Origin of the sequence: Bradyrhizobium japonicum USDA 6, from assembly GCF_000284375.1 — a bacterium.
GTDB lineage: Bacteria > Pseudomonadota > Alphaproteobacteria > Rhizobiales > Xanthobacteraceae > Bradyrhizobium > Bradyrhizobium japonicum.
The window spans coordinates 1,633,479-1,645,905 of sequence record NC_017249.1; the positions used below are offsets into that span (position 1 = coordinate 1,633,479).

13 protein-coding genes and 1 pseudogene are annotated in these 12,427 nt (G+C 61.3%); 7 read left to right on the top strand and 7 right to left on the bottom strand.

Going from position 1 to position 12,427, the window contains the following annotated elements:
- The first annotated feature begins 35 nt into the window (after nt 1-35).
- The 5 genes from BJ6T_RS07590 to BJ6T_RS07610 are packed head-to-tail and all read left to right on the top strand — an operon-like array spanning nt 36 to nt 5,684.
- A complete protein-coding gene (locus BJ6T_RS07590) occupies nt 36-815 on the top strand; it encodes a Cro/CI family transcriptional regulator (protein WP_014491719.1) in 780 nt (259 codons plus the stop codon).
- Between the two features lie 29 nt (nt 816-844).
- Nucleotides 845-1,069 (top strand): twin-arginine translocation signal domain-containing protein, encoded by a 225-nt coding sequence (locus BJ6T_RS07595; RefSeq protein WP_014491720.1) that lies wholly within the window; start codon nt 845-847, stop codon nt 1,067-1,069.
- Nucleotides 1,070-1,083: 14 nt separating this feature from the next.
- Nucleotides 1,084-4,029, top strand: coding sequence for a formate dehydrogenase subunit alpha (locus tag BJ6T_RS46990; RefSeq protein WP_014491721.1), 2,946 nt, complete (start codon nt 1,084-1,086; stop codon nt 4,027-4,029).
- Nucleotides 4,030-4,041: 12 nt separating this feature from the next.
- The gene (gene fdh3B, locus BJ6T_RS07605) at nt 4,042-4,638 is read left to right on the top strand and encodes a formate dehydrogenase FDH3 subunit beta (RefSeq protein WP_014491722.1); all 597 of its coding nucleotides are present in this window, start codon (nt 4,042-4,044) and stop codon (nt 4,636-4,638) included.
- Nucleotides 4,639-4,679: 41 nt separating this feature from the next.
- A complete protein-coding gene (locus BJ6T_RS07610; protein WP_014491723.1) occupies nt 4,680-5,684 on the top strand; it encodes a formate dehydrogenase subunit gamma in 1,005 nt (334 codons plus the stop codon).
- A gap of 68 nt (nt 5,685-5,752) precedes the next feature.
- Here the strand turns inward: BJ6T_RS07610 and BJ6T_RS49095 are convergent, their stop codons facing one another.
- The gene (locus BJ6T_RS49095; protein WP_259197470.1) at nt 5,753-5,875 is read right to left on the bottom strand and encodes a hypothetical protein; all 123 of its coding nucleotides are present in this window, start codon (nt 5,873-5,875) and stop codon (nt 5,753-5,755) included.
- A gap of 185 nt (nt 5,876-6,060) precedes the next feature.
- On the opposite strand from BJ6T_RS49095, the gene BJ6T_RS07615 reads away from it, so the two are divergent.
- Nucleotides 6,061-6,522 (top strand): thioesterase family protein, encoded by a 462-nt coding sequence (locus BJ6T_RS07615; protein WP_014491724.1) that lies wholly within the window; start codon nt 6,061-6,063, stop codon nt 6,520-6,522.
- 93 nt (nt 6,523-6,615) lie between these two features.
- Nucleotides 6,616-6,783 (top strand): annotated as a pseudogene (locus BJ6T_RS07620) (TenA family protein); the annotation flags it as partial.
- 17 nt (nt 6,784-6,800) lie between these two features.
- Here the strand turns inward: BJ6T_RS07620 and BJ6T_RS07625 are convergent.
- Genes BJ6T_RS07625 through BJ6T_RS07645 form a run of 6 tightly spaced genes read right to left on the bottom strand, consistent with a single transcriptional unit; the run spans nt 6,801 to nt 12,417 of the window.
- The gene (locus tag BJ6T_RS07625) at nt 6,801-7,514 is read right to left on the bottom strand and encodes a class II aldolase/adducin family protein (protein WP_014491726.1); all 714 of its coding nucleotides are present in this window, start codon (nt 7,512-7,514) and stop codon (nt 6,801-6,803) included.
- Nucleotides 7,511-7,840, bottom strand: a complete 330-nt coding sequence (locus BJ6T_RS49880; RefSeq protein ID WP_240537953.1) for a hypothetical protein — start codon at nt 7,838-7,840, stop codon at nt 7,511-7,513. The genes BJ6T_RS07625 and BJ6T_RS49880 overlap by 4 nt, the downstream gene beginning before the upstream one ends.
- The gene (locus BJ6T_RS07630; protein WP_014491728.1) at nt 7,798-8,925 is read right to left on the bottom strand and encodes an acetate and sugar kinases/Hsc70/actin family protein; all 1,128 of its coding nucleotides are present in this window, start codon (nt 8,923-8,925) and stop codon (nt 7,798-7,800) included. Before BJ6T_RS07630 ends, BJ6T_RS49880 begins: the two co-directional genes overlap by 43 nt.
- A 6-nt stretch (nt 8,926-8,931) precedes the next feature.
- On the bottom strand, nt 8,932-9,939 hold the full coding sequence (locus BJ6T_RS07635; RefSeq protein WP_014491729.1) for an ABC transporter permease: 1,008 nt from the start codon (nt 9,937-9,939) through the stop codon (nt 8,932-8,934).
- Complete coding sequence (locus BJ6T_RS07640) at nt 9,936-10,940, bottom strand: ABC transporter permease (protein WP_014491730.1); 1,005 nt, start codon at nt 10,938-10,940, stop codon at nt 9,936-9,938. The genes BJ6T_RS07635 and BJ6T_RS07640 overlap by 4 nt, the downstream gene beginning before the upstream one ends.
- The gene (locus BJ6T_RS07645) at nt 10,933-12,417 is read right to left on the bottom strand and encodes a sugar ABC transporter ATP-binding protein (RefSeq protein WP_014491731.1); all 1,485 of its coding nucleotides are present in this window, start codon (nt 12,415-12,417) and stop codon (nt 10,933-10,935) included. The genes BJ6T_RS07640 and BJ6T_RS07645 overlap by 8 nt, the downstream gene beginning before the upstream one ends.
- Between the last annotated feature and the right edge of the window lie 10 nt (nt 12,418-12,427).

Here is a 12,427-nt window from a genome sequence, read left to right on the forward strand (position 1 = left end):
TAATCAGTGCACATGGGGCCGGATGGGAGGTCCAAGTGCGTGATGATGGCCTTGATCGCGCCATTGACGCCGCAGGCGGCGTTGCCCAGCTCGCGCGCAAAATCGGTATCAGCCAGCCTTCGGTATCGAATTGGGCCAAAGTACCCGCACAACGGGTGATTGCAGTCGAAGCTGCAACCGGTATCCCCCGTACGGAGTTGCGGCCTGATCTGTTTGGCGGGCGAGGTTTGTCAGAGGGGACGGTCGAGCCAGTCGATGCGGCGCGGGCTCAGGAGTATGCGTTGCTTGCGACGTTGCTGTCGGCACCACCTTCGAGGAAGCTGCTCGATCAACTTGCTACATTGACCGGAGATGCAACGCCGGTGGGAAGCGCTCATGCTGTGCTGGCGGAAGCCGCTTCTGCCGCGGTCCCGGCGCAAATCGAACGCGAATATTTCGACCTCTTCGTGGGTCTCGGGCGCGGCGAATTGCTTCCTTATGCGTCCTATTATCTGACCGGCTTTCTCAACGAGCGGCCGCTGTCGCGCTTGCGCGCAGACCTCTCGGCATCAGGCATCGAGCGGGTCGCGAACAATTTCGAGCCGGAAGATCACGCGTCCATCCTGTGCGAGATCATGGCCGGCTTCGCCGAGGGCCGCTTCGAGGCGTCGTCGGACAAGCAGCGCGCCTTCTTCGAGAAGCACGTGTCGTCCTGGATGGGGCGGCTGTTTGCCGACCTGGAAAGCGCGGAGAACGCAAGGTTCTATCGGGCTGTCGGCGCGCTCGGTCGCCTTTTCATTGGGATTGAGACAGAGGCATTCACGTTTGCGAACTGACCAACACGCGTTGGTCCGGGAGACATGCGATGAGCGACGAGAAGGACAAAGAGGGAGAGAGAGTCACAGTCCGGCGCCGCGACTTCCTCCGCAAGGTTGGCGTCGGCACCATTGGCGCCGGCGCGACGCTCGCGACGCCGCTGGTCGGGTCCGCGCAGGCCGACAGCGAGACCAACGATGAGAAGCGGAAGGCGCGCTACAAGGAATCCGATCATGTGAAGGACTACTACCGAGTCAATCGCTATCCCGTTTGAAAGGGAGGCTGCCCGTGCTTATCAAGCGATCACAGCGTTCCGGTTCCGATCGTCGCGGCTCCGTCGCCGAGAGCCTTGCGGGTCAATCCAGCGGTCTCGATCGCCGTACCTTCCTGCGCAAATCAGGTCTTGCCGGCGGTGCGCTGGCCGCGCTCGGCGCCTTGCCTGTTGCGAGCGTGCGCAAGGCGGAAGCGGCCGCCGCGGGCCCGCTGGCGGCGGGCGCCACCGTCCGCAAGAGCATCTGCACGCATTGTTCCGTTGGATGCACGGTGACCGCGGAGGTGCTGAACGGGGTCTGGATCGGCCAGGAGCCGAGCTGGGATTCCCCGATCAATCGAGGATCGCATTGCGCCAAGGGCGCTTCGGTGCGCGAGCTTGTGCATAGCGATCGGCGGCTGCGCTATCCGATGAAGCTTGTGGGCGGGCAGTGGACGCGCGTCTCCTGGGACACCGCGATCAACGAGATCGGCGACAAGTTCCTGGAAATGCGCGAGAAGTCGGGCCCCGATTCGATCTACTGGCTCGGCTCGGCCAAGATGACCAACGAAGGCGCCTATCTGTTCCGCAAGCTCGGTGCGTTCTGGGGCACCAACAACACCGACCATCAGGCGCGCATCTGTCATTCAACGACCGTCACCGGCGTAGCGAATACCTGGGGCTACGGCGCGATGACCAACAGCTTCAACGACATCCGCAATGCCAAGACCCAGATCATCATGGGCGGCAATCCGGCCGAGGCGCATCCGGTGTCATTGCAGCATCTGCTCGAGGGCAAGGAGCTGCAAAAGGCGAACTTTGTCGTCATCGACCCGCGCCTGACGCGAACCGCGGCACATGCGACTGAATATGTCCGGATGCGGCCGGGCACCGACATCCCGGTGCTCTACGGCATGATGTGGCACATCTTGCAGAACGGCTGGGAGGACAAGGAGTTCATCAGACAGCGAGTCTATGGTTTCGACGATCTCCGCAAGGAAGTAGAGAAATGGAATCCGGAAGAGGTCGAGCGCGTCACGGGCATCCCCGGCGAGCAGCTCAAGCGCGTCGCCAAGATGTTCGCGACCGAGAAGCCGGCAACACTGATTTGGGCCATGGGCCAGACCCAGAAGACCGTCGGCACCGCCAACGTGCGGGCGAGTTGCATCGCGCTGCTGATGACCGGCAATGTCGGCAGGGCAGGCGCGGGCGCCAACATCTTCCGTGGTCATGACAACGTGCAAGGCGCGACCGATGTCGGGCTCGATATCGTCACACTGCCGTTCTACTACGGCCTTGCCGAAGGCGCCTGGAAGCACTGGTCGCGGGTCTGGGACGTCGACTATGAGTTCCTGAAATCGCGCTTCGACTCCAAGCAGATCATGGAAACCCCCGGGATCCCGCTGACCCGCTGGTTCGAAGCGGTGACACTGCCGAAGGATCAGGTCGCGCAGAAAGACAATGTGCGGGCGGTGTTCGTGCAGGGACACGCCAGCAACAGCATCACGCGTATTCCCGAATCCCTCAATGGGCTGAAGGCGCTCGAGTTGCTTGTCATCGCCGACCCGCATCCGACCACCTGGGCCTCGCTCTCCGTCGAGGCGGGACGCAAGGATGGCGTCTACATTCTCCCGGTCGCCACGCAATTCGAGTGCAAGGGCTCGCGCGTTGCCTCGAATCGCTCGCTGCAATGGGGCGAGCAGATCGTAAAGCCGATCTTCGAATCGAAGGACGATCTCGAGATCGTCTATCTCCTGGCGAAGAAGTTCGGCTTCGCCGACCAGATGTTCAAGAACATCAAGGTCGAAAACAATCTGCCCGAGGCGGAGGATGTGCTGTGCGAAATGAACCGCGGCAGCTGGTCGACCGGCTATTGCGGGCAATCGCCCGAGCGCCTCAAGGCGCACATGAAGAACCAGGCGAAGTTCGACATGCTGACGATGCGGGCGCCCAAGGACGATCCCGAGGTCGGCGGCGACTATTACGGTCTGCCCTGGCCGTGCTGGGGATCACCGGAAGTCAAGCATCCGGGCACGCCGCTGCTCTACAACACCAATCTGCATGTTATGGACGGCGGTGGCACGTTCCGGCCGCGTTTCGGCGTCGAGCGCGAGGAAAAGCTGCCGGACGGCACGACGCGCAAGGTCAGCCTGCTGGCGGACGGCTCGTATTCGAAGGGGTCGGCGATCCAGGATGGCTATCCGGAGTTCACGCTGGCGAGCCTGAAGAAGCTCGGATGGGACACCGAGCTCACCGAAGCCGAAATGACTGTTATTAACAGGATCAATCCCGCCAATCCCGACGCGGTGTCGTGGTCGCTCGACCTTTCGGGCGGCATCCAGCGCGTCGCGCTGATGCATGGTTGTGTGCCCTATGGCAACGGCAAGGCACGCATGCATGCCTTTGGTCTGCCCGATCCCATACCGGTTCACCGCGAGCCGATCTACACGCCGCGCGTCGATCTCGTCGCCAAATACCCGACGCTGCCCGACGCCAAGCAGTTCCGGGTGCCCAATATCGGCTTCTCGGTTCAGAAGGCAGCTGTCGAGAAGGGGACCGCGAAGCAGTTTCCGCTGATCCTGTCGTCCGGCCGTCTGGTCGAATACGAGGGCGGCGGCGAGGAGACGCGTACCAACCCCTGGCTCGCCGAACTGCAGCAGGACATGTTCATCGAGATCAGCCCTGCCGACGCCGCCGACCGCGGCATCAAGGACGGCGGCTGGGTCTGGGTCACTGGCGCCGAGAACAATTCCAGGGCGAGGATGAAGGCGCTCGTCACCGAGCGCGTCGGCAAAGGCGTTGCCTGGATGCCCTTCCACTTCGGCGGCTGGCTCGCGGGCAAGGATCTTCGCAGCAACTACCCGAAGGGCACCGATCCGATCGTGCTCGGTGAAAGCGCCAACACGATCACGACCTACGGATACGATCCCGCGACGAACATGCAGGAGACCAAGGTCACCCTCTGCCAGATTGCGGCGGTATAAGGAGCAACGACGATGGCACGTATGAAATTTCTCTGCGACGCCGACCGCTGCATCGAGTGCAACGCCTGCGTGACGGCCTGTAAGAACGAGCACGAAGTGCCCTGGGGCATCAACCGGCGCCGTGTCGTCACCATCAATGACGGCAAGCCGGGCGAACGCTCGGTTTCGATGGCCTGCATGCACTGCACGGATGCGCCGTGCGCGGCGGTGTGCCCGGTGAATTGCTTCTACACCACCGCCGACGGCGTGGTTCTGCACTCCAAGGATCTCTGCATCGGCTGCGGTTACTGCTTCTACGCGTGTCCGTTCGGCGCGCCGCAATACCCGAAGATCGGCAACTTCGGCTCGCGTGGCAAGATGGACAAATGCACCTACTGCGCCGGCGGCCCCGAGGCCGATGGCAGCAAGGACGAATACGAGAAATACGGCGCGAACCGGCTTGCCGAGGGCAAGCTGCCGCTCTGCGCCGAAATGTGCTCGACCAAGTCGCTGCTCGCCGGCGACGGCGAGATCATCGCCCAGATCTACAAGGAGCGCGTCGTGAAGCGCGGCTATGGCTCGGGCGCATGGGGCTGGAAGACCGCCTATCGCGAGACGATCGAATCCTGAGGGAGGCCGCGGTCGCGCGGCGTAAATGCCGGGAGGAACTCATGTCGTCATTTGGAAGCTTCATCCGCCTCGCTATCGGCGCGTGGGCATTGCTTCTGTTGATCATGGCCGCACCGGCACCGTCACTGGCCCAGCAGATCAACCCGACCGCGAGTTCGGTCAACGAGCGGCAGTTGCTCCAGGAAATGGACCGGATCCAGGGGCGCGTCAGCATTCCCGACCAGCGCTCCGGCGTGCTCATGCAGCCGGCCGGCCGCGAGTGGCGTGAATTCCGAAACGTTGCGCTGCGCTGGATTGGCGGGGTCGCCATCCTCGGCATGCTGGCTGTTCTCGTGATCTTCTATTTGACGCGCGGCATGGTCCGCCTGGAAAGCGGTCGATCGGGCCGCACGATCGTGCGCTTTACGTCATACGAGCGCTTCGTGCATTGGATGACCGCGACCTGCTTCATCATTCTTGCGATCTCCGGACTGAACATCACTTTTGGCCGCCCGTTGCTCCTGCCGCTGATCGGCCACGAGGCGTTTTCCGAATGGTCGCAGTGGGCGAAGTACGCGCACAACTTTCTCAGCTTCCCGTTCACCATCGGAGTCGTGCTGATTTTTCTGCTGTGGATCGCCGGCAACGTCCCGAATAGGCTGGATGTCGATTGGGTCAAGCGCGGTGGCGGTATCGTGGGTCACGATCATCCGCCGGCCAGTCGCTTTAATGCCGGCCAGAAGGCGATCTATTGGATCGTGGTCCTCGGCGGTGGCCTGGTCGCAGCCACGGGATATGAGCTGATGTTCCCCTTCTATCTGTCAGGGATCGAAGGGATGCAGCTTGCGCAGATGGTCCACGCAACCGTGTCGGTGCTGTTCGTGGCGGTCATGCTCGCGCACATCTATATCGGCACGATCGGCATGGAAGGGGCCTTCGAAGCGATGGGGAACGGTACCGTCGACGTTAACTGGGCAAAGGAGCACCACAGCCTCTGGCTCGAAGAGCAGAACGCCCGCGCCGAAGCCAAGGAGCGGCCCCGGCCGGCGGTCACTGCGGCCGAGTAGGGATCGCGCGGCCCATAGGGTGCGGGCGCTTGGGGTGCAGGCGCTTGGGGGTAGGCGCAAGCGTTTGATCAGAGCCGCACGCCCGTCGTCGCAAATGCTTGTTGGACGGGTTCTTGCACCCGGTCTAGGACGACAAAGCCAGCCGCCGCGATCACGATTGCGGCTGCGCAGGCGAGCAGGAAAGCTTTCATGGCGAGGCTCCGCAGGAGAGCGGTGGATAGTTTACATGAGAGAGCCAGCTGCCGGCAACTGAATCGGCGCGCGCCAGGAGGCGCGCCAAGAGTTGCGCTAAGCTTCGATCGTTGGGCAAGTTTCGAATTGCGCCGCGTTGGGGGGGCGCGTTCTACGTGTCTCCATAGATGTCCGAGGGGAATGAATGCGGCAGATTCCGTTGGGAGCCAAGGGAACATCGACGTTGCGGGTGCAACCCGAACATCTTGCCAACCGTTTCAAGGACGCCCTGCTGCCGCAGGTGCTTGCGACGCCCGTGATGATTCTGGTCATGGAAAATGCCGCGCTCAATGCCATGAGACCGTATTTTGACGCAGGCGAAAGCGCGGTTGGCACTGCAGTGGATGTAAAGCACTTCGCTGCCACGCCCGTAGGTCACGAGGTGCGCGCGACGGCAGAGGTCATTAACGTCGAAGGAAGACGCGTTGACTTCAAGGTGTCGGCAAGCGACGACAAGGAGGAGATCGGCAGCGGAACCCACCAACGAATTGTGATCGATCTTGGTTCGTTCAACGAGCGCCTTGCCGAAAAGGGCACGTCGTTGCGCAACGGTGGGCCTGACAGCTTCCGGCACAAGGGGTTGCCGGCTGATCGCGGCGACGGGTAGAGATCAGCCTCCATCCGGTTCGCAGCGCGCTATCGGTCGCGGGCCAAAGACGTTCATGGGACAGCAAGCCAAGCGAAAATGATCGAAAAGATGGTGAGTTTCTTCGAGCGTCTCAAGACAGCAGCATCCGCCGAGTGGCGGGCCTACACGGAGCATCCCTTCACGAGCGGGTTGGCGGACGGCTCGCTCCCGGAAGCTGCGTTTCGTCACTACCTCGTTCAGGACTACCTGTTCCTTATCGAGTTTGCTCGCGCTTACGCGTTCAACGACACTCTGAGTCAATGTGGCGCCAGTTTCGACTGAGGCATGGCGCGTGGAACATCACCGACGTCGTCAAGATCGGGCGCTTGGCCGTAGCCCATGCGTTTCATCTGTTCGTGGACCTGTGCCATTTCGGTCTCGCTGAGGCGCGGAGGTTCGCCGATCGCCAACGCGTGGACATACATCTTCGCCAGGGTCTCCACCTCCACGGCAAGCCAAAGCGCCTTTTCAAATGTCTGCGCCGTTACGATCAAGCCGTGATGGCCGAGCAAGCAGGCATTTCGTCCTTCGAGCGCATCGACGGCATAATCCGACAGCGATTGTGTGCCGAAGCAGGCATAAGGCGAACAACGGATATCGTTGCCACCGGCGACCGCGACCATGTAGTGGAAGCAGGGAATGCCACGCTCGTGCACGGCGAGAATGGTGCTGAAGGTGGAATGCGTATGAAGCACGACGTTTATGTCGTCCCGCGCGCGCAGAATATCGCGATGAAAACGCCATTCTGAAGAAGGGCGATGGTTGCCCTGGTAATTCGCGGAAAAATCCATCGCGACAATGTCTTCTGGCCGCATACGCTCGTAGGGCAAGCTTGTCGGTGTGATTAGCATGCCGTTTGGAATCCGATGCGAAAGATTGCCGGAAGTCCCTTGGTTGAGACCGCTTCGGTTCATCTCCTTGCAGGTATCGACGATGCCCTGGCGGAGATCGGCATGATTGCGGTCTGTCATGATGGGCGCTCCGAGAAGGAAATCCAGGATTGATAGGCGGCGGAAAGGGTGCGTTTGCACTCATCCTCGCCGAGCGGCGTGACAGCTTCAAGCACCACGCTCGAAACCGGAATCGTACGCGAAAATCTCCGCCACAGCAGCGCCGCGCCGAGCGCCGTTCCATCCCGAGATTGGCTCACCGAGACGCTCTGCGATGGCCGCAACGCGGCCAGAGCGCGCGCGAAGGGCAGGTTGGCGGCGAAGCCACCGTCGATGACGATGTGTTTCGAGCTGCCAAGCGCATCTAGACAGCGGTTTGCGCTGAATGCGGCGTAAAGAACTGCCAACCCCGCCATTCGGCTGGCGTCTCGGGCCGCGGTCCGATAATGCGTCCGCGGTGAGCTGCACCGGGGAACAGTCCATCATCCCCAACGAAGGAGGGGAGTGCCAAGGTTCCAAGGGCCAGTAGACTCGGCAATGCGGTGAGGACGGCTGCATCAGAAGCGTCGTGGTCTCCGCTGATCAAGTCGTATTCGCGGCCTGTCGCGATCAGCGTGGAGGGTACGTTCTCGCCGTCGACATCGATATTGAGCACCATGCCGCGTGTGGCGTCGAGCTTGTCTAGCGCGAGGCCGCGCTGAAAGCCGATCATCCAGGTGCCTGTTGATAGGATCGAGGTATCGGCCATGCCGGCGGCCTTGTAGCGGAACAGGTTGGCGTTGGAATCATGCACGCCGCAGAGGATTTCGGTCGAGCGCGCCAGGCCGGTACGCTTGGCTACAGCCTCCGAAACCCTCCCTAGCACCGCACCGGCGGATGCCCGCTCCGGCAGAAGACGGTCCCAGCCGCGCTTGCGCATCAGGGAGGAAGGCTGATGGTGGAAAAGGTCCCAGATATGGCTCTGAGCCGCGAGCTGTGAAATTTCACTTGCAGCACACCCGCCGAGCCGCAAGGCGAAATACTGCGCAGTCGTAAGATAGGTTTTCGCGCGGGCGAATTCGGCGGGATATGCGCTCTCCTGCCAGAGCAATTGCTTGCCGAGCCGCATCGCGCCGCTGCTACCGCAAAACACTTCATCATAGGCAGGCGCAATCCGGGCGTAGGCCTGGTCGATCTCAGGCGGCGAGACCGCATCATAGTCCATCATCGGCAGCACTGGCTCGTCACCTTCGACAAGAACGGCGCCACACCCATGCGCGGTCGCGATCACCGCGCCGATGGTGTGGCGTTGCGTCACCACGGCCAAGGTGTCGAGGAACCACTCTTCCAGCCCCGGAAGATCATAGGCGAGGTATGGCCCTGCCGTGGTCGGCACATTCGGGATCGAAAGTGTTTCGAGCGGCCAGCCGTCCTCACTCGCGACCAGCAGTTTCAGATTCGTCTTGCCAATGTCGAGAACCGCGATCCGGGGAGAGGCTTCCGATCTTGTCATCGTTGTCTACCGGGGCGCTTTGCCGCCCAGATGAGGAACCGCGGCAACGGCAATCAGGATGCCACCCCAGATCGCCAGAGTGAGGAACTGGCTGAGATTGAGAAGGTTGAACGCCGAGGAGATCACCTGAAGGATTATCAGCGCAAGCAGCAATCCGCCGACTTTGCCAAAGCCGCCAAATGGATCGACGCCACCGAGCACTGCTGCAAGAATGGTGACGAGCAGATAGCTCTCGCCATATGCCGCGTTGGCTGAATTGAAACGTGCCAGCATGACGACCGCTGCGACACCGGCGAGCAGGCTCGAGAGGACATATAGCTTGAGCAGGACGGCGCGGGTATCGACGCCGGAGTAGCGGGTTGCCTTCTCGTTCGAGCCGATCATGTAAATCCTTGCCCCGAAGGGCGTTGCGTTTAGCATGAGCGCGACGGGCAACGCACAGAGCGCCAGCACGATCAGGGCAAAAGGCACCCCGAGAACCGTTCCATTGCCGATGAAAACAATGGGCTCCGGAAATCCGGAGATGACATTGCCGCGCGTCAGGCCGATCGCGAGTCCCTTGCAGAGTGTCATGGTGCCGAGGGTTGCGAGGATCGGTGAAACGCCGAGGTAGGCGATGACAAATCCGTTGACAAGGCCGACCAGTGCCGCGACGGCAAACCCTGCCGCAATCGCCATCACCTGTACGCCGGCCCAGGCAATGCCCTGAGTGCCCGGAATGTAGTGCGTCAGCAGGAAGGCAATGGTCAGCCCAGAGAGATTAGCGGTGGCGATGATGGAAAGGTTGAGGCCGCCGGATAACAAGGCCAGCATCATCGCAAGCGAAAGGATGCCGAGCTCCGGCATCTGGAAGGCCATCGATTGCAGCGTGTTGACGGAGAAAAACCGGTCGCCGATGGTAACGGCGAACACCAACCAGAGCGCGACCAACAACAGGATGAGGGTTGCGATCGTCCCGCTGCCGGCCAAACGGATCAGGCGTCCGCGAAGCGCGAAGGTGGACGCATTTCTCATGGCCGCGCGCTCCGGGTCCGCCGTTCTCGCTGCGACCAGGCTGTCGCCGAGACCGAGATCAGAATGACCAACCCGACAAAAAATGGCGACCAATAGGACGAAACGCCCAGCAAAATGATTCCATTCTGCAGGATAGCGAGCAGTGCCAACCCCAGAAACGTGCCGAGAACGGTGCCGACGCCGCCCATCAGGCTGGCGCCGCCGAGCACGACGGCCGCAACCACATCGAGCTCCTTGCCCACCAGCACCGTCGGAGCTACGGACTGTGCAAGCTGCGCCTGGACCAGCGAGGCGATACCGGCCATGACCCCCATGTAGCAATAGACCAGCATGTTGAGGCCGAAGACATGGAAGCCGAGTCGCTGCGCGGCATCGGTATTGCCGCCCATGGCGTAGATCTGACGACCGATATTGCTACGATTGAGCAGGAGCCAGGTGAAGAGAAATGAGAGCCCGAGCGCGAGGATCTGCAGGTTGACGCCGTAGGACGTATCCTTGCCCCAATCGAACTCGAACCAGAATATCCCGGTCGCGAACCAGTCGGGTAACGAATAGATGTATTTACCGCCCGTGAAGAAAATCAGCAGCCCATAGAAAATGTTCAAGGTTGCGACGGACACGATGATTGATGGTATCCGAAGCTTCTGGATGAAGATCGCGTTGAGGGCGCCGAGCGCACCGCCAATGCCGATCGCGATCGCAAAAACGCAGATCCAGTTCGCGCCGTATGCGTTCGCCACCGTAAGCGTGACATATTGCGCCACCGATGCCGTCGCCGTGAAGGAAATGTCGATTCCGCCGGCGATCAGCACCACGAGCAGCCCGAGGGCGAGGATGCCTACGAATGCATAGGAGGTCAGCAGGTCGAACAGATTCTGCATGGTCAGGAACTGGCCGTTCGCCGCGCCCAGGCTGGCGCAGAGCACGAGGATCACGATCAACAGCCAGAACTCGTGGCTGCGCCGAAACCTGCCAAATGAAGCAAACCGCGATTTAGGCATTGACCGCCTGCCGAAGCGCATCTTCGGAGGTGTCTGCGGCCATCACGTCGGCGGTCAAACGCCCTTCGCGCATCACCAGCACGCGATGGCTGTGATAAAGCACCTCGGGGATTTCGTCTGATATCATCAGCACTGCGACGCCCTCGCGGGCCAGCCGCCGGATGATCTCATAAATCCCATCCTTGGCGCGGATGTCGACACCGACCGTTGGGCTATCAAGGATAAGCACTCGTGGGTTGGTCGCCATCCATTTGGCGAGCACGATCCGCTGCTGATTGCCGCCGGAGAGCGTCTTGACCGCGTTGTTGGGGTCAGAGACCTTGATTCCGAGTTCGGCGACCCACCGCGCAACATGGCTTTGCCGCGCGCGCGCGCCAATCAGGCCGAACGCGCCAGCGAGACGTTCCAACACAGTCAGCGTGACGTTCGACGTGATCGACTGGTCAAGGATGAGGCCAAGTGTAAGCCTGTCTTCAGATACGTAGGCGATGCCTCGACGGATCGCGTCTGCATTCGTGTTCAGCGCGATGCGGTGGCCGTCAAGCGCCATGGTGCCTCGATCGGGTGGGTTCATGCCGAACAGCGACAGTGCGAGCTCGGTTCGGCCCGATCCAAGCAATCCGGTAAGCCCCACGACTTCTCCGGCGCGCAATTGCAAGCTCACATCGTCGTAGTCACCATCGCGGCCAAGGCCCTGGACTTCGAGGACAACCGCACCCACGGCAAGGTCGGGCACCTGTTTCTGATACTCGAAAGCCTTTCCGGTCATCAGGTGACTGAGTTTGGTGCCGTTGATGGTCGCTGCGGCAAAGGTGCCTACCTTGGCGCCGTCCCGCAACACCGTCACGCGTTCGGCAATCTCAAGCACCTCGTCGAGGCGATGGCTCACGAATACGACGCAGATACCGCTTCTTTTCAGGTCGCTGACGAGCTTGATCAAGGTGTTGACCTCGTGGCGGGTCAGCGACGCCGTCGGCTCATCCATGATGAGAAGTTTGGCATCCGCCGCCAGGGCCCGGCAGATCGCGATCAGCTGGCGTCCGGCAATGCTGAGTTCGGAGACTTTTGTTTCTGGATCGACCTCAATGCCGACCTTCGCCATTGTAGCCATGGCGATGGCCCGCATAGAGGACCAGTTCACCGTGTGGACGCCGCCAAGATGGTGCGCCATGGCAATGTTCTCGACGACGGTGAGGTTGGAGAATAGCGATAGATCCTGATAGATGACCTGAATGCCGCAATGGGTGGAGTAGACCGGGCTTAGTTTTGGGTACTCCCTGCCGGAAATGAAGATCCGGCCTCCTGGCTCCGGCGCCTCGACGCCGGAAATGATCTTGATCAGCGTGGACTTGCCGGATCCGTTTTCGCCGACAAGGCAATGCACCTCTCCGACCTCCAGCGTCAGATCAACGTCGCGAAGCGCATGCACGCCGCCGAAACGTTTTGATATGCCGGACATCTCCAGGAAAGTCGTCAAGGCTTCGTCC

Excerpts from the sequence above, each read along its gene's own strand:
- BJ6T_RS07595 (WP_014491720.1), top strand. The coding sequence starts at position 845 with ATGAGCGACGAGAAGGACAAAGAGGGAGAGAGAGTCACAGTCCGGCGC.
- fdh3B (WP_014491722.1), top strand. The coding sequence starts at position 4,042 with ATGGCACGTATGAAATTTCTCTGCGACGCCGACCGCTGCATCGAGTGC.
- BJ6T_RS07610 (WP_014491723.1), top strand. The coding sequence starts at position 4,680 with ATGTCGTCATTTGGAAGCTTCATCCGCCTCGCTATCGGCGCGTGGGCA.
- BJ6T_RS49095 (WP_259197470.1), bottom strand. The coding sequence starts at position 5,875 with ATGAAAGCTTTCCTGCTCGCCTGCGCAGCCGCAATCGTGATCGCGGCG.
- BJ6T_RS07615 (WP_014491724.1), top strand. The coding sequence starts at position 6,061 with ATGCGGCAGATTCCGTTGGGAGCCAAGGGAACATCGACGTTGCGGGTG.
- BJ6T_RS07625 (WP_014491726.1), bottom strand. The coding sequence starts at position 7,514 with ATGACAGACCGCAATCATGCCGATCTCCGCCAGGGCATCGTCGATACC.
- BJ6T_RS07630 (WP_014491728.1), bottom strand. The coding sequence starts at position 8,925 with ATGACAAGATCGGAAGCCTCTCCCCGGATCGCGGTTCTCGACATTGGC.
- BJ6T_RS07635 (WP_014491729.1), bottom strand. The coding sequence starts at position 9,939 with ATGAGAAATGCGTCCACCTTCGCGCTTCGCGGACGCCTGATCCGTTTG.
- BJ6T_RS07640 (WP_014491730.1), bottom strand. The coding sequence starts at position 10,940 with ATGCCTAAATCGCGGTTTGCTTCATTTGGCAGGTTTCGGCGCAGCCAC.